Consider the following 17127-nt stretch of genomic DNA (forward strand, 5'->3'; position numbering starts at 1 on the left):
TTACTTTCGGCAGGTTACTTTTCCTGAGGAACGCCTGCTTTGACGAATGTTTTGATCAGGTTTCTGAGTTCGATAAACGATTTCTGTTTCGGATTCACGCAGATCAGATTCGGTCCCAGCTGCGAGATCACTTCTCTTAAGTGATTCACATCCTGTACTGCTGCCGCACGGATTTTCTGATTTCGATTTGCCAGGCAGGCTGCTTTTTCAGCCATCGAGGCAAACAGAACCACTCCTGCGGCGTCAGCACGGCACAGGCTGCTGATCGCATCCTGCACAGAGTCAGCCAGAGACGTACTTAATTCCAGCGACCAGCGTGAACCAGTCTGTTGTTCCAGATCAGTCAGGGCATTTTCCACCGCCGGCGAATGTGAGAGCACAATGGCCCGCCACTTTGCCCCCTGCTTTGTGGAAGCAGCTGAGGTCGAAGTACGATGCACGCTGATCTGATTCTGTCGTAAATAATCTTTGGCAGTCGGTGTCAGGATAGCCCCCGCGGCAATGCCGACGGCTGTCTGCCCCTTCACTTTTGCTGCCAGTAAATCTGCTGTTATGACTTTGTCTGTGAGTACGACTGAAGCATCAGAAGAGGCAGTGCCGGTGTGCTGCGCGACCTGTCCCTGGCGGGAGAGGGTCGACAGTACATTGGCAACGACCTGGTTGACTAATTCTTCAGAAAACTGCATGACTCAGTAATTCACTTTATTTTGTTTGCGATGATTCGCGGTCAATGACGCCCATGGTGGCCCAGCGGATGGGAGTATTATCAGTTCCGACCATCTCCCGGACGGCTGCGCCATCGGATGTCAGCAGGACGATATCCCCTTTGCCACATCCCAGGCGATCGATGACCAGTTCAGGAAATCCATCTGCGTTGCCCTGAATGTCCAGAGTCTGGACCAGCAATAATCGCCAGCCGGCAAGACTGGGATGTTTTGCCGTTGCGGTTGCCCGTCCTATGACCTGTCCTGTCAACATATGATTTCAATCCTGAAGCGGTAATTCGCTCAACTTAACTTAAATAACTCGTAAATGTCCGACGGTTGTGGAACGACGGAAGCGGGTGAAGGTCAGCGGGTTGGTGACCCCTTCTCCGGTTGGTGTCGCGATACTGAAGGATGCATACCCTTCACCACCATTACCCAAAGCGGCTCCACAGGGACCATTCTGTACGAACAGAGTCGTATCCATGATGCGACCCATTTTGGTGATTGTTTCAATATTGCGTGAGTGAATCATGCTGGTGTGCCGGAATCCGTGTTCGAATTCTTTGGCCAGCTCGATTCCGTGATCCGCATTGCGACAGCGAACAAAAGGCACGAAGGGCATCATCTGCTCTTCAGGTACGAACGGGTTGTTCGTATCCGTTTCGCCGTAAAGTAATTGGGTTCCTGCCGGCACGCTGACGCCGATCATCCCGGCGAGTACAGCGGCGTCTTTGCCGATCATGTCGCGGTTGAGGATCGCGTGTCCACCCGGTTCTTTGGGAGGAGCAAAGGCCAGCGATGTGAGTTGTGCGACCTGCTGTGCGTTCAGCTGGAATCCGCCATGACGGCCCATCGCTGACATCAACTGGTCGAAAATACTGTCGACGGCGAAGACTTCTTTTTCGCCAATGCAGAGCAGGTTGTTGTCGTAGGCTGCTCCGATGATGATTGATTTGGCTGCGTTTTCAATGTCGGCGGTTTCATCGACGACCACGGGAGGATTTCCCGGACCGGCGACGATGGCCCGTTTCTTGGCAGCAAGGGCCGCACGAGCGACACCTGGTCCCCCGGTGACGACGAGCAGCGGAATACCGCGGTGATTGAAGATTTCGTCAGCAGTTTCCAGAGTCGGATTTCCGACGATGGTCACCAGGTTCTGCAGTCCGGTTGCCTGGTAAATGGCGCGGTTGAAGCGGCGAACCCCTTCGCAGGCGATTTTCGCACCGCTGGGGTGCGGGTTGACGACCAGTGTATTACCGGCAGCGACCATGTTGATAAAGTTACAGGCCAGTGTCGGCAGCGAGTGGGTCACTGGAGTGATCGCACCGATGACGCCGAACGGGGCATATTCAGTGAGGCTGACACCGTAGTCTCCGGAAACAGCTTCCGTTTTGAGGAATTCCATACCGGGAATATTTTTGATCAGATGCAGTTTTTCGATTTTATGATCGAGGCGACCGATTTTGGTCTCTTCCATTTCCATGCGACCGAGTTCATCGGCCTGGGTGGAACAGATCTGCCGTACGATTTCCAACGCCTTGGCCCGATCAGCCAGTGAGGCGCTCAGCAGTTGCTTCTGTCCGGCGGTGGCAGCAGCAACGGCCTGGTCGACGCTCTGGAAGACACCCCAGTCGCCATCCGTTTGTGTGGTGGCGGAAGCGGAACCATAACCGCCTTTATTATTAAGTTGTGATAACACTTCCTGTACGACACTACGAATGGCTTCTTCAGTCGCCTGCATAATTTATTTCTCCCCGAGTGATCCGGCATTGAATCGAAAACTCAATGCTGCTGACTCAGTCTGTAAAATTCAGTTTTGGTGTTCCAGGTTATAGTTTTCCATCTGGTTGCGAATCCATCCGTCCAGTTTTGATTTCGTGGGCATTGAGGCAATCATGACCAGCAGTAAAATTACGACCGGGATGAAAGCCAGCGGCTGGTTTTCTACCATTACGGCAACGAGATTGAGCATGGCGGCACCTTCCAGTAACGCCAGTCCGATAATCAGTCGCACCATAAAGATCTGATAAAATATTCCCAGCATCTGTTCTTCATCCTGATTCCCCTCTTTTCTCGCTTCCTGCATTGCCTGTTTAAACTGATTCCGGGCAATCATGTTGGGAAGAAACATTCGCAGCACCAGCATCAGTGCCGCCAGGCCCATTCCCAGATAAGTAATGACTGGTAATCCCTTCCCCGGCTCTTCTTTCAGTCCGATAAAAGTCACAACAATTCCGAATGTCACTACACCCATGATCAATGCGAGCCAGATGACGGTCATCATCATTTGTCGCTGTTGCAGAGTGATTTGTGGTAATTCGCGTGACATGTTGTGCTTCCGGAACTGATCGAAATTCAATCCTTCGAGTTAAATATTTCTTTCGGACCAATGTGAACCTGATCGACAATGCCGATGATGGCAGCATCGATGGGCAGTGTTTTGGTCTCAGGTGTGAAGCGGGCCGATGAGCCCTGCACACACAATACGACTTCCCCCTGCCCTGCTCCCACTGTATCGACGACGATAAACGATCGTCCGGTGGGAGTCAGATCACTCTGGTCTTTTTCGTTGACGCGCAACGGTTCGACAATCAGCAGTTTCTGACCGACCATCGTTTCGACTTTCTGAGACGAAACAACACTGCCGGTTATGCGTCCTATAAACATCGAACCAACTCCTGTAAAATCCTCTAAGGGATAACTGTATTCTCCAGGCGTTACGAACGCCCTTCAATGACTTCCACGGTCTGCCTGCCTACTACAATCTCCTCATTCGTAGGCACAACCCAGATCTGTACTTTGCTGTCGTCCGCCTGGATCTGTGCTTCATGCGAAGCCGATTTGTTCTTTTCAGAATCCAGACGAATTCCCGCCCATTCCAGGTTGCTGCAGACTTTTTCTCTTAAGCTGACACTGTTCTCACCGATTCCACCCGTGAAAACAATCGCATCCACACCCCCCAGGACCGTCATGTAAGCTCCCAGGTATTGACGAATGGCTGAGTGGAACACGCCCAGGGCAAGCTGTGCCCGTTTGTGTCCGTTAGCGGCCGCTTCTTCCAGATCGCGACAGTCACCACTCAATCCGCTCATGCCCAGTAAGCCTCCTTTGCTCGACAGGTCTTCCAGAAGTTCCGCCAGGGATTTCCCGGTGGCCTTAATCAGAACCGGCAAAGCAAACGGGTCAAAATCACCAACACGATTATTGTGAGGCAATCCTGTCTGAGGGCTCATTCCCAGACTGTTGGCTCGGGAGACACCACCTTCGATGGCACATAAAGAGCTACTGCCTCCCAGGTGGCAGGAAATAACCTTCAAGTCGTCTTTTCCGGTGAGTTCGGCCATACGAGAGCCGATATACCGATGACTGGCACCATGAAACCCCCAGCGCTGGACTTCGTACTCTTCCTGCCATTCATGGGGAATGGCATAAGCACGATTTTCAGGAGCGATGGTTTCATGGAAGGCGGTTTCCAGTGCGGCAACCAGCGGGATTTCAGGGAATGCCTGACGCAGTTGTCGCATGGCCCGGGCATAAGGAGGGTTATGAGCAGGTGCAATATCTGCCAGCGCCTCCATTTTGGTCAGCAACGCTTCATCGACCAGTCGTACGCCACTCATGTTACCGGCAAAGACTGCTTTGAAACCAATACCGGCCACTTCATCTGCAGAATCAAGACAACCCCATTCGGAGTTGGTTAATTGCGACAGACACAAATTGACGGCAGCCGCATGGTCGGGCACGTTCTGTTCGTGCTCTTCCCGATGCGAACCAATTTCGACGAAACAATGACTCTGTTCCCCGCCAATGCGATCGATGCCTCCGCGGGCAAGCTGCACCTCGGCGGGCATATCGAACAGGCGATATTTGAAACTGGTGGAACCTAAATTGGCAACAAGTACTTTCATTGCAGGAATCCATTCTGTGACTTAAGGACTGGTGTTTCGACTTCCATTTCCCCGTTGCTCACACGTAGAACAGCGGGAAGAACCAACAGTATGCGTCTTACATAAAGTTTGACATCAGGCTTTCGGAGGGGCGTGCGATCACGTGAGCGCCAACCAGTTCTCCGATTTGAGAAGCGGCAGCAGCACCAGCGTCAACAGCAGCGCGAACTGATCCGATATCTCCCTGAATCACGGTTGTGATGTAGGCACCACCAATCTGGATCTGGTCAACCAGAGTCACGTTGGCAGCTTTCAGCATGGCGTCGGAAGCTTCGATTTGAGCAACCAGACCTTTTGTTTCAATTAAACCAATGGCTTCAGAACTCATTTTGTCCTCGATTATTTTAGTTGTGATGGGTTGAGCTGAATTGCCTGAATCTGCATCCCAGTTGAACGTCAACTGGTTATGTTCATCGTCGGTACGATCAGGTTCAGGAATGTCAGCCGTCAAGGTTCATAACCCGATTAGGATTTCTTGGCAGCAGTCTTGGGCAGAACGCTGGCGAGTTCTTCGTGAGGACGTGGGATAACCTGAACGCTCACAACTTCACCAACTTTGCTGGCAGCAGCAGCACCGGCGTCAACAGCTGCTTTCACAGCGGCAACATCACCGACGACAAAACCTGTAACCAGGCCGCTACCAACTTTTTCCCAGCCAATCATCTGGACATTGGCTGCTTTCAACATTGCATCGGCGGCTTCAATCAGGCTGATCAGCCCTTTTGTTTCCACCATTCCCAGGGCTTCCATTGCTTTCGCCATGAGTCAATTCTCCTTTTAGAGAGTGTTAAGAAAAAAAACAGTTTGTTGTTTCTGCAGAATCGGAAATCTGGTTCTGCGACAGGGTTTCAAGATGTCATCTGTCTGTATTTGCAGATGAATCTGTTGCCGATCATTTTCAGATCAGCTGTGTTTGCATTTGCAGCCTTCAGGCACATAGAGTTTCACTGAAGTGGCATGGTCGAGGTCGACGGCGTTGCCTTCATCGGTGTCGATGTGAACTTCGAGTTTGACATCGGGATTTTCGCGGACGACAACATCTTCTAGGACGGTTGTGCAACCAGCGGATTCAATTCGCAGGTGCAGGTTATCGCCGTTGGAGCAGCCATAGTAAGCACAGTCAGCGGGCGACATATGCACGTGGCGGGCAGCTCGGATTACGCCGAATTCCAGTTCAACAACTCCTTTGGGACCCATCAGTACGCAGCCGGGGGTACCTTTGAGATCACCGCTGATGCGAATGGGGACATCGAGACCCAGTGAGATGGTATCGGTAAACGCGAGTTCGACCTGAGTATCGCCACGGCAGGGACCCAGGACGCGTACATTCGGAATCATGCGACGGCGGGGGCCCACGACGGCGACTGTTTGAGTCGCTGCGAAGTAACCTTCCTGGTAGAGATCTTTCTGGACTTCCAGCTGGGCACCTTTGCCGAACAGGACTTCCAGATGTTCTTCTGAAAGATGGATGTGCCGGGCAGAGATGTTGACGACCAGCGGGTTAGGAGCGGTCTGAGGTGCTGAAGCAGCTCCCCCCAGTTGTTGTGATAAAGCCTGACGAACCAGTTGTTCTACCTGCGAGCGTGAGATGGAATTGGTAAGTTGTGTCATAATATCGGATCTCAATTTTTTGATTTGGTAATGACTTCAGAAAGGGATGAATTATGTTTCGACGACTGTGAGTTCGATGCCTGCCTTGCGAATGACGTCTTTCCATTCTTCGGTGATGCCGTCATCCACGACGATGTGGTCGACCGTGTCCAATGGACACAGATAAGCGAGAGCCGAGTGTCCGAACTTGGTACTGTCTGTTACCACAATCACTTCTTCTGCTGCTTCAAACATCTGCTGTTCTGTTTCGACTAACAGCATGTTGCTGTTATAGAGTCCGCCTTCTGTGATTCCCCCGACACTGATAATCAGTCGTCGGACATGGACACTTTTCAGTGATTCCACAGCGGTCTTCCCTAATGCGACCCCTGTTTTGGGAAACAGAAATCCTCCGATCAGCATCAGGTCAATCTCTGGCTGATTGACCAGCAGATTGGCGATCGGTAATGAATTAGTGACGACCTGTAACTGTTTGCCCGCCAGTTGCCGGGCGACTTCCAGAGTGGTTGTGCCTCCATCCATCAGCACCGCCTCTCCGGGAGAGATCATGTTGGCCACTGCTTGAGCAACCTGCCTTTTTTGCCTGGATGACATAAAAGACCTGTCTTCAAAAGTGGCTAAAGACTCTCCACTATAAGCAGCCCCACCTCGGGTCCGCCTGATCTGACCGATTCCGTCAAGATACTCCAAATCCCTTCTAATGGTAGATTCGGAAGCGCCCACAGAATCCATCAAATCAACAAGGGAGACAAAACCCTTGTTTTCGACTATCTTTAATATGCTTTCCCGTCTTTCGTCAAGCAACATTGACATGCAAACTCCTCCTGAGACGATATAGTTCCCTGTAGAATATGCCTCTCAAAGCGCTGACTTTCAATCAATATATCCAAAATACCATCAAAAACTTTCAGAAACAATCAAAAACTGTCAGTTGTTTTGGATTTTCCTAAAGACTTCATCTTACCTAAAGGAAATATTCACTTTAGGACGGAAATCATTAAAGTCTCCCCAGAGTATCTGTCTTAATTTCAGTTCAGGCCTGCCTCAAATCCGAAATTCTCCCGGATGCTGTCAATCTGCAGCGGCTGGAGTGAGCCGGTTCCGAAAATGACATTTGTCCTGAATACCCGGATTATTGCCGTTGATCTGAATATCTGTCCTCAATTTCGGGTGATTGTCGGCAGGTTAGAAGGCATTTCTCTCCGATGAAGATTGAGAGACCACTTTTGAGCGCGCCAGGATGGCGTGCAGGTTGAATCTTTCATGGAGGGCAGGATGAAAACCGGATTTCCCGTCGCCGTCGGTTTATTCACCGCATTGATTGGCGGGTGTGCATCCAGCCCCGAGCGACAGGTCACCGACCTGGGAGAGTCGAAGCCCGTATCGATTGCGATTCGGGAGTCCTCTCCGGTCAAAGTCAAGACGGCAGACTCTTCGCAGCTCCCTGCCTCCACGGAATCTCAAACAAAGCAGGTATCACACGAACAGGCGGAAGCGCTTCCTTTTGCCGAATACGAGATCCCCCTGCTCCCTGTTTCGGGAGCGACCGAGGCGCATCAGCAAACAGCTTATTCATTAAGTGATCTGGAATCACTGGCTCAGGCGAATAATCCGACATTGATTCAATCGGCGGCTCAGGTGGAAGCCTCGCGCGGTGCCGCGTATCAGGCCGGACTTTATCCGAACCCGGTGGTGGGTTATGCCAGCGATCAGATTGGCATTGATGGAACCGCGGGGGAACTGCAGGGTGGGTTTGTCTCTCAGGAATTTGTCACCGGCGGCAAACTGAAGTTAAGTCGTGCCAAGTGGACGCAACAGGTCTGTATTGCCGAAACGAATCTATCGGCTCAGTACACCCGGGTACTCAATGACGTACGCATTCACTTCTATCGTACGCTGGCTGCACAGCAGATGGTGTCAGTTCACAATCAGTTGCTGGCGAACTCTGAGGACAATCTGCAGACGCATAAAGAGATGCTCAATCTGGGACAGACTAATCAGGCAGGGTTGTTGCAGGCGGAGGTCGATTTACATCGTGCACGTTTGAAGCAGATGGCGGCACAAAATAATCTGGAACAGGAGTGGCGTGATCTGGTCGCGATGGTGGGAGTTCCCGATCTGCAGTGTACCACACTCAAGGGATCGCTGGAGCCGACGACTGAAGAATATGACTGGAGTTCGGCCATGCATCAGCTGCTGGAAAACAGTCCGGAAATTGTTGCGGCCTGGGAGAAGGTGCAGCACGATGAAATCACAGTGGAGCGTGAGCGTGTGCAGCCGATTCCGAACGTCCTGCTGAATGTGGACTTTGGTCATAATTTTGAGACCAACAACAATGTTGCAGGAGTTACCGCAGGTCTGCCGCTACCCATTTTTGACCGCAATCAGGGGACCGTCGATCAGGCGCTGGCCGACCTGAATCAGTCGCGGGCGAATGTGAAACGTCTGGAATTATCTCTGATGAGTAAGCTGTCAGATAAATATCGGGATTATCGAACATCGCGGCAGCATGTGGAAACTTACCGGAACGAAATGCTGCCAAAAGCGAAAGAGGCGTACGATCTGCTGCATGAAAGTTATAAGCGCAGACGTGCACCCTGGCCTGAAGTGCTGATGGCACAGAAGATTTATTACGATCTGCAGGCAGAGTACATCATGAGCCAGTTGCAGTATCATGAGAGCGAAATTGCGATTCGAGGCATGCTGCTGACAGGGGGGCTGGAAGTTCCCGCTGCTCCCATGTCTGGCGGACACATCGATGCGGTACCGAAACCACGATAATAGATGCATGCTCTACTGAAAGTATGAAACAGGAATCAAGGAAAGAGGTTTACCAATGGGTTCACCGAACGATCGTCGGGATTTTCTGAAGCATGGTGCAGTTGCAACGGCTGGACTGTTTGCTGGTAGCGCTGCGAGGGGCAAGGCAGCTGAAACGGGCACTACTCAGTCTCAGGACGATACTTTTCCGCGGATGCATCCGGGGCTGGGAGGTCCCATCGGCAGTCCCACGGATCGGGGAAAGCTGGTACCAGGCTTCAGGGTAGCAGGCCAGGCACCTGTGAATGTGACCGCACCGGATCTGAAAACGACCTGGGGAAAAATCGTGAATGGTGCACGCGAATTCCATCTGCATGCGATGCCGGTCCGTCGGGAAGTGCTGCCGGGTATCTGGATGGACGCTTATGGGTTTAACGGTCAGTTTCCCGGACCGGTTCTGGAAATGTACCAGGGGGAGCGTATCCGGATTATCTTTCGCAACGATCTTCCCGAGCCAACCACACTGCATTCGCACGGCCTGGAACTTCCCATCAGTTTCGATGGGATTCCCGCAGTGACACAGGATCTGGTCAAGCCGGGCCACACGTTTGTCTATGAATATGACGTGCACCAGGAAGGGAGTTATTTTCTGCATCCGCATGTGGCGATGCAGGAAGCGATTGGCATGGTTGTCCCTTTCATCATACATCCGAAAAAGGCCTTTGAACCGACGGTCGACCGTGATTTCGTATTGATGACCCAGCAGTTTGCGATGCTGCCTAATGCTCATATTCCGAATACGATGTCGATGGATTGGAATTTCCTGACCATCAATGGTCGCTGTGGTCCCTATACCACTCCCCTGGTCTGCAAACTGGGTGAACGAATCCGGATTCGGTTTCTGAATTTCAGTACGCTCCATCAGCATCCGATGCATTTGCACGGTCATACGTTCTGGGTAACAGGGACTGAGGGGGGACGCATTCCTGAGTCGGCCTGGATTCCCGGTAACACGGTGATTGTCGGTGTGGCGCAGTCGCGTGATGTGGAACTGATAGCCAACAATCCGGGTGACTGGGTGCTGCACTGTCATATGTTTCATCACATGATGAACCATATGGTTTCACAGGTAGGGCCGATCATTCGCCAGAAAAAAGATGACCCCGGATTTAAGGTCCCCGGTTATCCACAGATGATGAAGGGCATGTCGGATATGAAAGTTCTCCCCGAGGGAGAGAAGTTGCCTTTTGATGATTACTCAATGCCGATGACCACAGAGGACATGCGGAAAATTAATGGGCGTCGTGAAGTCCAGGGGATGCGGGAAGGCTGGTTTAAAGGGGTGAAAGGATTGTTTACCGTGATGCGGGTACTGCCGCCCGATCTGTACGATAAGGTGATGAATACAGACGAGCCGATTCCGCCTAACTCAAGCACGCCGCTTAATCCGCCTAAGGGGAGCCAGAAAATTTAACAGCGAGGTCCTGTTCAATCTTCGATCACGGTCCGACGATCGACGACTTTGATTTTACCGGCAGCGAACAGGCGGATCATTTCCGGGTAGAGCTCGCATTCCGCCTGGAAGACATTGGCGGCGACTTGGTCCGGTGTGTCAGTTCCAGAGACGGGAACGGTTTTCTGACCGATGATCGGACCGTGATCGTACTCATTGTCGGCGAAGTGGACCGTACAGCCGCTGACTTTTACGCCCCGCGCCACGACGGCTTCATGCACTTTATGCCCATAAAAGCCATGCCCGCAGAATGCAGGGATGAGAGCCGGATGGATATTCATCACGCGGTGTTGAAAGTCTTCCGGAATATGTATCAGGGAGAGATAACCGGCCAGAGTGACCAGATCGGCACCCACTTCGCGACAGAGTCCAAAAATGGTCGTGCTGAACTCACTGATATCCTGAAAGTCCCGGCGGCGAACAACCTCGCAGCGCAGTCCGGCTGCCTTTGCTTTGGCGACCCCTCCACAGTCCGGTCGACTGGCAATGACCAGTGGCACTTCAATATTGAGTTCACCGGCAGCACGTTTCTCCAGGAAATTGGTGAGGGTTGTGCCGCCTCCCGAGATGAGCACGGCCAGTTTCAAAGGGCGATTTGAGGAAGTGTCGGGAGTGTGGTCCAAATTCATACTGTCAGAACAATACTTTGAAATGATGAAACAAGTGAAACGGTTAAGTATCTGAATCGGCTTGCGGTTTCGATTCAGAAGTCTTGATTTCCGGTGTTGCTTTTTCCGATTGCGTTTTTTCCGGCGATGATTCCAACTGGCTGAAGTCAACTTCGGTCTGAGATTTCTGCAGGCGTCTTTCGCGGAATCGCTTGTCACGCTGACTGGCTTTCCACATGACGATTGCGATGCCAACGATCAGGACGACCAGTGTACCGGCCAGAATTTGTGAAAACAACCGGCTCCCCCGTTCGTCGACGGTCCGAGGGTTCCACTCCAGTTGTTTCGCCAGAATCAGGGGCGCGACCCGGGATGTATCTTGTGCGTTGTAGACGTACATTTTAAACAGATAGCCAGTCACTGTAACGTGATCAATGACGTCTGTTCCTTCCGGCAGTCCGTCTTTTAAAGCGGGAGGGACTTCCGTGCATATGACGACGGTTGGGTTCTGTTGTGAGTCATCGGTAAACAGCCAGGCTTCATAGAGTGTCTTGATCCCATACTGGTTGTCTTCCGCGGCTGGATAGTGGATCAGTTTGCGGACTCGTCCAGTGAGCGTGACGGGTCGACCTTTGTAGCGGTCACTGTTTTTGAAGAGATCCAGAAAGACGGGGAATTCCCGTTCGGGGTGATCGCGGTAAGTTTTGATCTCAGACCGGCGCTGTTGCAGGTTGAAAGCCGCCGCCTGTTTCTGATCTTTCAGGCTGGTCTCGCGCAGGTGCTTGAGGACGTAATAATAGAGTGCCTTCTCCTCATCCATAACGCCGCCAAAGGCTTTATCTTTGACTTCATTGAACAGTGATGGGGCAAGTTGATCCGGAAATGGTCTGAAGGGATCTGCCTGGGATTCGTCTGCGACTGAGGTCTGAGAGGCCGTAACAGCCAGGCAAACAGCGGCTCCCAAAATTCTGATGTAAGACAGCATATCCTGCTCCCAGGGTTTCACTTCTTTAAGTTCTTTAATATAACAGTATTATGGCAATTGCCTGCAGGATCTATTTTGTCGAGAGTCCGACGATTTGTCGAGGTTAAAAATAAATCGCGGCGAGATAGGATGCTGGGCGTAATTCCTTATTTGACAAGAGGTTTTGGCGTCCTGCTGCTGATAGAGAGCATTGACACAAAACCGAGGATCTCTATAATTCCCTTCAATCGCAGGCAGACTAAATGCTGTTGATTGCTTGAATTATTACAGGTGAGAGCGATCCCCCATTCGAAAAGTGATGTCATTGCAGGGTAGTCGAGAAGATCTTCTCTGCTTTTTTTCAAAGTATATATCGAATCCAATTGTAACGGAGACAACCAGTAATGGCTGAAAATGTTTTGGAGTTTACTGATGCAAACTTCCAGTCTGAAGTATTGGAAGCATCTGAACCTGTCCTGGTCGATTTTTGGGCTCCCTGGTGTGGTCCCTGCAAAATGATGATGCCCACCATTGAGGAAATTGCCAGTGATTATTCAGGTCGCGTTCGCGTCGGTAAATTGAATACAGACGAGAACCCCGGTATTGCTTCGGCCAGCAGCATCAATGCGATCCCAACCGTCATGCTTTACAAGAATGGTGAAGTTGTCGAGAAGTTTGTCGGCGTGACTCCTAAGGAACGCTTTGCAGCTTCGCTGGACAGCCAGTTATAACCGCTTGTTGCAGTAATATGAGCTTAGAGTGGGCAGAGGAGTTGTTTTAACTCCTTCTCTGCCCTTTTTGTCATAAGAGTATTTGCGTTATTCCGGATGGAATGCTGCACTCAGGAATTGGATTCCTCAGCTTCGATCCCGATTCGAGTAACGTTGCGAGACGCTTTTCAGGGAAAGGAATCCCGGCATGAGCGAAGAGACCCGGGCCGATCAGAAATCTCAGGCACCCTCCCCGTTTTCAGGCATCAAACGTCCTGCCAGTGACTCAGCCGACTCACGTCCGTTGAGCAGTCCTCCGGGAGTGGAACGCCGTGCGGATGCGCCGCATTCTTTCACTGAACCCGGGATGCCGGAAGAGAACTCTTTCTTCAGCGATCAGAATCAGAAGGCACTGGAAGAGAGTCTGTCGCATGCAGCGCAAGCGGCTGAGATCCAGAGTCAGGGGGCTGCGGAGGCAGGTGCATCGTTAACCGGTGCCGAGTTACTTTCCCAGGCAGGCGAGATTGCCAATTACCTGAAATCCCAGTTTGCGGAGATCAGTCGCCGCGAACAGACACTCACCAGTCAACTGAATGAAATCGACAGCGAGCGACGCAAAATCCGCATGTGGGTCGGTCAGATTGAAGAACAGTACGACGAGCGGGAAGCCAGTGTTCGTGAAAAAGAAACCGAACTGATTCGCAAAGCCGTTGAATGCGAAAAACTGGCGAAGACTGTACAGCACGAACAGGAAAAGGTATTCGAAGCCCAGGATACACTGGAGCAGGAACGCGCAGAAATGCGGGACCATATCCTGCAGGAATTTGCGGAACAGCGGGAATCGCTGGAGCGACAGCGACTGGATCTGCTTAACGAACAGAAGCGGATTCGCGAGCAGGTACTCGAATCACTGGCCGAACAACGTCATGAACTGGAACATGACCGCGCTGAGTGGCAGGGAGTCAAGCAGACGGAACTGAACCACCTGAAACGGGAACGTGAAGTTCATGAAGAGGCGGTGCGGAAAGTCGAATCCGAACTGGCTTCACGTAAAGAAAAATTTGAACTGGAACTGAAAACGCGGCAGTCCGACTGGGAGTCGAAACGCCAGGCGGAACTGGAATCACTGGAAGCTCGCAAGCGGGATTTTGTGATCAGTTCCGAAGAGATTGAACATCAGCTCAAAATTCAACGCGAAGATCTGCAGCGCGAATACGGTGCACGGGAAGAAGAATTTGATCAGAAACGAACCTTAATCGAGAACCGGATCAAATTTCAGGAAAATCACCTGCTGCGACTGCGAAAACAGATTGAAAAAGAACAGCACGAGTTTCAGCGCCAGCAGCAGATTCAACAGCAGCAGCATGAGCAGAATGAGCGGATTCATATTCTGCGAATGAAACAGCTGGATCGCTTTCGCGATCTGTTACAGCAGCGCGAACAGTCGCTGGCCAAGGAACGGTCACTGCATGCGGAACTGCGTCGTTCTGTCGAACGTTATGAGCAGAACCAGAAGCAGAGAATGTCAGGCGAGTACGAGGTCTGGCAGAAAGAACGGGATGCCCAGAAATCAGAACTGCGGCGGCAACACGACATGCTGGCGCTGCATGCAGAAAACCTGGAACGGCGGCGCGAACGGCTGGATACGCTCCGGGCAGAAGTCGAAGAGACGCATCGCGGTACCCTGGAAATGCGACTGGCGCTGGAAGAAGGCTGGGCACAACTGACACAGGCGGAAGGCGATGATGGTGCGCGTGAACGACTGGAAAAAGCCAGAGAGGCGCTGGCTGCTCATTACCGGCAATTGCGTGAATCTCTGTCTGTCGAACGCCAGGAACTCGATCATTCTCAGGAGCTCTTTCATCGTCACCGGGATGAATTCCGTAAAGAACGCCAGGACCTTTCAGAATGGGTCTCGGAGCGCGACGAACAACTGCGCCAGCGTAGCGAACAACTACGATTTGAAGCAGAACAACTGGCAGTGCGTGACGCCGCCTGGGGACAGAAGCGGGAGATCTGGTTGCAGGAGAAAGTCTCTGCAGAAGAAATCATCCGCAATCTGCTGGAGCAACTGACAGAACTGACGGTAGGTCAGGGGGCCGCAATTCAGCTTGCAGCAAAAAAGAGTCGTCAGACACAGGGGCAGAGTGCAGCAGTGAAGCCTGCTGAAGTTGATCTTCAGGAGACCGATTCCAGAAGCATTGAAGAGATTCTGGATCCGCGGGATTAACGCAGATCCTTCCAGGCATCCCAACAAAGGAACAGGACCAGCCCGGCAGAGATCAGAAACATGATGTCCATCATGGTACTGCCCCGGAAGGGGATTCCCATGGCAATGTCTACGAGTGCGAGTAATGCCACGATTCCGGATACGGCCATTGAGCCCATAATCATTTTTTTGGGTGCATCCGCCATGGCGATTCCCGTCCCTCTCTACTCATGCTGAAGCTGTATGATTTAAGGATGTACGTCTGAGCTGCACTTTCAGTAAATAAATCAGACCCCGTGTGAGCTCTGTTTTCCTAAGTATAGCGTATTGTCTGGTGTAAATTCCAGTCGATTCTCCCGCAGGTTTTTTGTCCTGACTTGAAAGACTCTGGATCTCATAATCAGCTCAATAAAACCGGCACAATGCCGATAATCAGCAGTTCAGGAGAGCGAACAGAGCTCAATAATATGTCCGTCCGGGTCGTTGACGAATGTCTGCGTGGCACCGTCCGGTCGGGATTTAGGGGGAGAAACGATGCGAATCCCCTGCTCGACTGCTTTTTCGTAAGCCTGTTTTGCATCGGCCACCTGAAAGGCAAAGTGATGCGTACGCGTATTCTGTTCCGGGTTGGCATTGCCTGCCCTGCCCGACTGATCGTGCTCCAGGATCAGGTGGATCTGCTGATTACCAATCTGAAACCAGTGTCCGTCGAATGTAAACGCGGGGCGCGGAACATGGTCCATGCCAAGAAAATCGACATAGAACTGGCGGGATGCTTCCAGATCCTTGACCACCAGTGTGATGTGATCAAAAGACTGGACTTTCAGATTTTCAGTCAGGGCAGAATCACTCATGAGTCGCTTTCTCTCCCGTATTGAAGTGAATCAGGATGCGGCGGAAGCCATAATCGGTTCGCCGACACTCCAGTTAGCACCATCGCGGACGATGTGCCTGTAGAGCGTATCGCGTTCGACAGGAATACGTCCGGCCTCTTCAATAAGCCGGTGTAACTGTTCGACCGTCAGGCCTTCGGGGGTTTTGGCGCCGGCATCATGATAGATGAGTTCATGGACAACGGTGCCATCCAGGTCGTCTGCACCGAAGCTCAACGCGGTTTGTGCGGTCTTCTCACCGAGCATGATCCAGTAGGCTTTGATGTGATCAAAGTTATCGAGCATGATCCGTGACAATGCGATCACTTTCAGGTCCATCAGGCCGGATGGCTTCTTGATTTCGGACATTCCCGTATTTTCGGGATGGAAGGCCAGCGGGATGAACGTCTGGAATCCACCTGTTTCGTCCTGCAGTTCCCGCAGGCGACAGAGGTGATCGACGCGGTGCTTTGCCTGCTCATAGTGTCCGTACAGAATGGTGGCATTACTGCGCAGACCCAGGTTATGTGCTTCGCGATGAATTTCGAACCAGCTCTCCGCGTCCGCCTTATGTTCGCAGATCTGTTCGCGAATTTCGGGATGAAAGATTTCCGCGCCGCCGCCCGGCATACTGGAGAGGCCGGCTTCCATCATCTGTTCCAGTACCCAGCGGACCGGCTTTTTGGTCATGAAGCTGAACCAGTTGATTTCCACGGGAGTCCAGGCTTTGATATGCAGCTCCGGGTATTCGTCATGAATGGTGCGGACTACATCCAGATACCACTCAAATTTCTTCTGATGATGCAGACCGCCGACGACGTGAATTTCAGTCGCGCCGGTGCTGCGCGCTTCCTGAACGCGTTCGCGGATCATCTCTTCGGTGAACGTGTAGCCGCGGGGTGATTTCAGGTCTGCCCGGAATGCGCAGAACTTGCAGCGATAAACACAAACATTCGTGGGATTCAAATGAATGTTGGTGTTATAGAATGCGAAGTTGCCGTTTTTGCGTTCGCGGATGCGGTTGGCCAGATCACCCAGTGTCAGAATGTCGACTTTCTCATCCAGAAAAACGCCTTCATCAAAGGTGATGCGTTCTCCCGCGTCGACTTTGCGGGTGATGGTATCCAGTAGTTCCTGTTCGTTTTGATTCAGATTCATCAGACTTACTGTTGATTCTTTTCGCTGTGGGAATATCAGATTCAGTATCTGGCGGTCGCGAAGACCAC

Annotated in this window: 19 protein-coding genes and 1 pseudogene; 4 read left to right on the top strand and 16 right to left on the bottom strand. The window is 51.8% G+C overall.

The annotated features are described in order from the left end of the window. Positions 1–14: 14 nt before the first annotated feature. From ACN0YN_RS09070 to ACN0YN_RS09120, 11 genes and pseudogenes are all read right to left on the bottom strand, one after another. Entirely contained in the window at positions 15–686 is a 672-nt protein-coding gene (locus ACN0YN_RS09070; RefSeq protein ID WP_417384684.1) for a hypothetical protein, read from the bottom strand. A 16-nt stretch (positions 687–702) separates the two neighbouring features. Next, positions 703–978, bottom strand: coding sequence for a EutN/CcmL family microcompartment protein (locus ACN0YN_RS09075; protein WP_417384685.1), 276 nt, complete (start codon positions 976–978; stop codon positions 703–705). Between the two features lie 39 nt (positions 979–1017). Next, positions 1018–2448, bottom strand: a complete 1431-nt coding sequence (locus ACN0YN_RS09080) for an aldehyde dehydrogenase EutE (protein WP_417384686.1) — start codon at positions 2446–2448, stop codon at positions 1018–1020. A gap of 69 nt (positions 2449–2517) precedes the next feature. Then, positions 2518–3036, bottom strand: a complete 519-nt coding sequence (locus ACN0YN_RS09085) for a hypothetical protein (RefSeq protein ID WP_417384687.1) — start codon at positions 3034–3036, stop codon at positions 2518–2520. 26 nt (positions 3037–3062) lie between these two features. After that, entirely contained in the window at positions 3063–3374 is a 312-nt protein-coding gene (locus ACN0YN_RS09090; RefSeq protein ID WP_417384688.1) for a EutN/CcmL family microcompartment protein, read from the bottom strand. Positions 3375–3424: 50 nt separating this feature from the next. Next, the gene (locus ACN0YN_RS09095; RefSeq protein WP_417384689.1) at positions 3425–4615 is read right to left on the bottom strand and encodes an acetate/propionate family kinase; all 1191 of its coding nucleotides are present in this window, start codon (positions 4613–4615) and stop codon (positions 3425–3427) included. A 97-nt stretch (positions 4616–4712) separates the two neighbouring features. Beyond that, positions 4713–4982: a BMC domain-containing protein gene (locus ACN0YN_RS09100; RefSeq protein WP_278443936.1), complete on the bottom strand. Its 270-nt coding sequence runs from the start codon at positions 4980–4982 to the stop codon at positions 4713–4715. A gap of 137 nt (positions 4983–5119) precedes the next feature. Next, a complete protein-coding gene (locus ACN0YN_RS09105) occupies positions 5120–5416 on the bottom strand; it encodes a BMC domain-containing protein (RefSeq protein ID WP_002647079.1) in 297 nt (98 codons plus the stop codon). A 141-nt stretch (positions 5417–5557) separates the two neighbouring features. Continuing rightward, complete coding sequence (gene pduL / locus ACN0YN_RS09110; protein WP_417384690.1) at positions 5558–6265, bottom strand: phosphate propanoyltransferase; 708 nt, start codon at positions 6263–6265, stop codon at positions 5558–5560. A 51-nt stretch (positions 6266–6316) separates the two neighbouring features. Further along, positions 6317–6859: a DeoR/GlpR family DNA-binding transcription regulator gene (locus ACN0YN_RS09115; RefSeq protein WP_417384997.1), complete on the bottom strand. Its 543-nt coding sequence runs from the start codon at positions 6857–6859 to the stop codon at positions 6317–6319. Positions 6860–6910: 51 nt separating this feature from the next. Further along, positions 6911–7078, bottom strand: a pseudogene (locus tag ACN0YN_RS09120) (DeoR family transcriptional regulator); the annotation flags it as partial. Positions 7079–7540: 462 nt separating this feature from the next. Here ACN0YN_RS09120 and ACN0YN_RS09125 point away from each other — a divergent pair. Next, positions 7541–9046, top strand: a complete 1506-nt coding sequence (locus ACN0YN_RS09125; RefSeq protein ID WP_417384691.1) for a TolC family protein — start codon at positions 7541–7543, stop codon at positions 9044–9046. A 55-nt stretch (positions 9047–9101) separates the two neighbouring features. Next, positions 9102–10499, top strand: coding sequence for a multicopper oxidase domain-containing protein (locus ACN0YN_RS09130; protein WP_417384692.1), 1398 nt, complete (start codon positions 9102–9104; stop codon positions 10497–10499). A 14-nt stretch (positions 10500–10513) separates the two neighbouring features. Here the strand turns inward: ACN0YN_RS09130 and purN are convergent, their stop codons facing one another. Further along, the gene (purN, locus tag ACN0YN_RS09135; protein ID WP_417384693.1) at positions 10514–11167 is read right to left on the bottom strand and encodes a phosphoribosylglycinamide formyltransferase; all 654 of its coding nucleotides are present in this window, start codon (positions 11165–11167) and stop codon (positions 10514–10516) included. Positions 11168–11210: 43 nt separating this feature from the next. Then, on the bottom strand, positions 11211–12131 hold the full coding sequence (locus ACN0YN_RS09140) for a hypothetical protein (protein WP_417384694.1): 921 nt from the start codon (positions 12129–12131) through the stop codon (positions 11211–11213). A 383-nt stretch (positions 12132–12514) separates the two neighbouring features. Between ACN0YN_RS09140 and trxA the strand changes: the two genes are divergently transcribed. Next, positions 12515–12841 (top strand): thioredoxin, encoded by a 327-nt coding sequence (gene trxA, locus ACN0YN_RS09145; protein ID WP_002647087.1) that lies wholly within the window; start codon positions 12515–12517, stop codon positions 12839–12841. A gap of 187 nt (positions 12842–13028) precedes the next feature. Then, positions 13029–15050: a hypothetical protein gene (locus ACN0YN_RS09150; RefSeq protein ID WP_417384695.1), complete on the top strand. Its 2022-nt coding sequence runs from the start codon at positions 13029–13031 to the stop codon at positions 15048–15050. Here ACN0YN_RS09150 and ACN0YN_RS09155 read toward each other — a convergent pair. The 3 genes from ACN0YN_RS09155 to mqnE form a co-directional block, all read right to left on the bottom strand. Then, positions 15047–15235: a hypothetical protein gene (locus tag ACN0YN_RS09155; RefSeq protein ID WP_002647089.1), complete on the bottom strand. Its 189-nt coding sequence runs from the start codon at positions 15233–15235 to the stop codon at positions 15047–15049. The genes ACN0YN_RS09150 and ACN0YN_RS09155 overlap by 4 nt on opposite strands. Before the next feature lie 234 nt (positions 15236–15469). After that, positions 15470–15883 (bottom strand): VOC family protein, encoded by a 414-nt coding sequence (locus tag ACN0YN_RS09160; RefSeq protein ID WP_417384696.1) that lies wholly within the window; start codon positions 15881–15883, stop codon positions 15470–15472. A 30-nt stretch (positions 15884–15913) separates the two neighbouring features. After that, positions 15914–17059 carry an aminofutalosine synthase MqnE gene (gene mqnE / locus ACN0YN_RS09165; protein WP_417384697.1) on the bottom strand — a complete coding sequence of 382 codons (1146 nt, stop codon included), beginning with the start codon at positions 17057–17059 and terminating at the stop codon, positions 15914–15916. Between the last annotated feature and the right edge of the window lie 68 nt (positions 17060–17127).

The organism is Gimesia sp. (genome assembly GCF_048260065.1).
In the GTDB taxonomy this organism is placed as follows: Bacteria; Planctomycetota; Planctomycetia; order Planctomycetales; family Planctomycetaceae; genus Gimesia.

Bases quoted from the DNA above. Each gene is read 5' to 3' on its own strand.
- ACN0YN_RS09130 (WP_417384692.1), top strand. From the start codon at position 9,102: ATGGGTTCACCGAACGATCGTCGGGATTTTCTGAAGCATGGTGCAGTT.
- pduL (WP_417384690.1), bottom strand. From the start codon at position 6,265: ATGACACAACTTACCAATTCCATCTCACGCTCGCAGGTAGAACAACTG.
- ACN0YN_RS09150 (WP_417384695.1), top strand. From the start codon at position 13,029: ATGAGCGAAGAGACCCGGGCCGATCAGAAATCTCAGGCACCCTCCCCG.
- ACN0YN_RS09160 (WP_417384696.1), bottom strand. From the start codon at position 15,883: ATGAGTGATTCTGCCCTGACTGAAAATCTGAAAGTCCAGTCTTTTGAT.
- ACN0YN_RS09100 (WP_278443936.1), bottom strand. From the start codon at position 4,982: ATGAGTTCTGAAGCCATTGGTTTAATTGAAACAAAAGGTCTGGTTGCT.
- ACN0YN_RS09090 (WP_417384688.1), bottom strand. From the start codon at position 3,374: ATGTTTATAGGACGCATAACCGGCAGTGTTGTTTCGTCTCAGAAAGTC.
- ACN0YN_RS09080 (WP_417384686.1), bottom strand. From the start codon at position 2,448: ATGCAGGCGACTGAAGAAGCCATTCGTAGTGTCGTACAGGAAGTGTTA.
- purN (WP_417384693.1), bottom strand. From the start codon at position 11,167: ATGAATTTGGACCACACTCCCGACACTTCCTCAAATCGCCCTTTGAAA.
- ACN0YN_RS09115 (WP_417384997.1), bottom strand. From the start codon at position 6,859: ATGTCATCCAGGCAAAAAAGGCAGGTTGCTCAAGCAGTGGCCAACATG.
- ACN0YN_RS09095 (WP_417384689.1), bottom strand. From the start codon at position 4,615: ATGAAAGTACTTGTTGCCAATTTAGGTTCCACCAGTTTCAAATATCGC.
- mqnE (WP_417384697.1), bottom strand. From the start codon at position 17,059: ATGAATCTGAATCAAAACGAACAGGAACTACTGGATACCATCACCCGC.
- ACN0YN_RS09105 (WP_002647079.1), bottom strand. From the start codon at position 5,416: ATGGCGAAAGCAATGGAAGCCCTGGGAATGGTGGAAACAAAAGGGCTG.
- ACN0YN_RS09140 (WP_417384694.1), bottom strand. From the start codon at position 12,131: ATGCTGTCTTACATCAGAATTTTGGGAGCCGCTGTTTGCCTGGCTGTT.
- ACN0YN_RS09155 (WP_002647089.1), bottom strand. From the start codon at position 15,235: ATGGCGGATGCACCCAAAAAAATGATTATGGGCTCAATGGCCGTATCC.
- ACN0YN_RS09070 (WP_417384684.1), bottom strand. From the start codon at position 686: ATGCAGTTTTCTGAAGAATTAGTCAACCAGGTCGTTGCCAATGTACTG.
- ACN0YN_RS09125 (WP_417384691.1), top strand. From the start codon at position 7,541: ATGAAAACCGGATTTCCCGTCGCCGTCGGTTTATTCACCGCATTGATT.
- ACN0YN_RS09085 (WP_417384687.1), bottom strand. From the start codon at position 3,036: ATGTCACGCGAATTACCACAAATCACTCTGCAACAGCGACAAATGATG.
- ACN0YN_RS09075 (WP_417384685.1), bottom strand. From the start codon at position 978: ATGTTGACAGGACAGGTCATAGGACGGGCAACCGCAACGGCAAAACAT.
- trxA (WP_002647087.1), top strand. From the start codon at position 12,515: ATGGCTGAAAATGTTTTGGAGTTTACTGATGCAAACTTCCAGTCTGAA.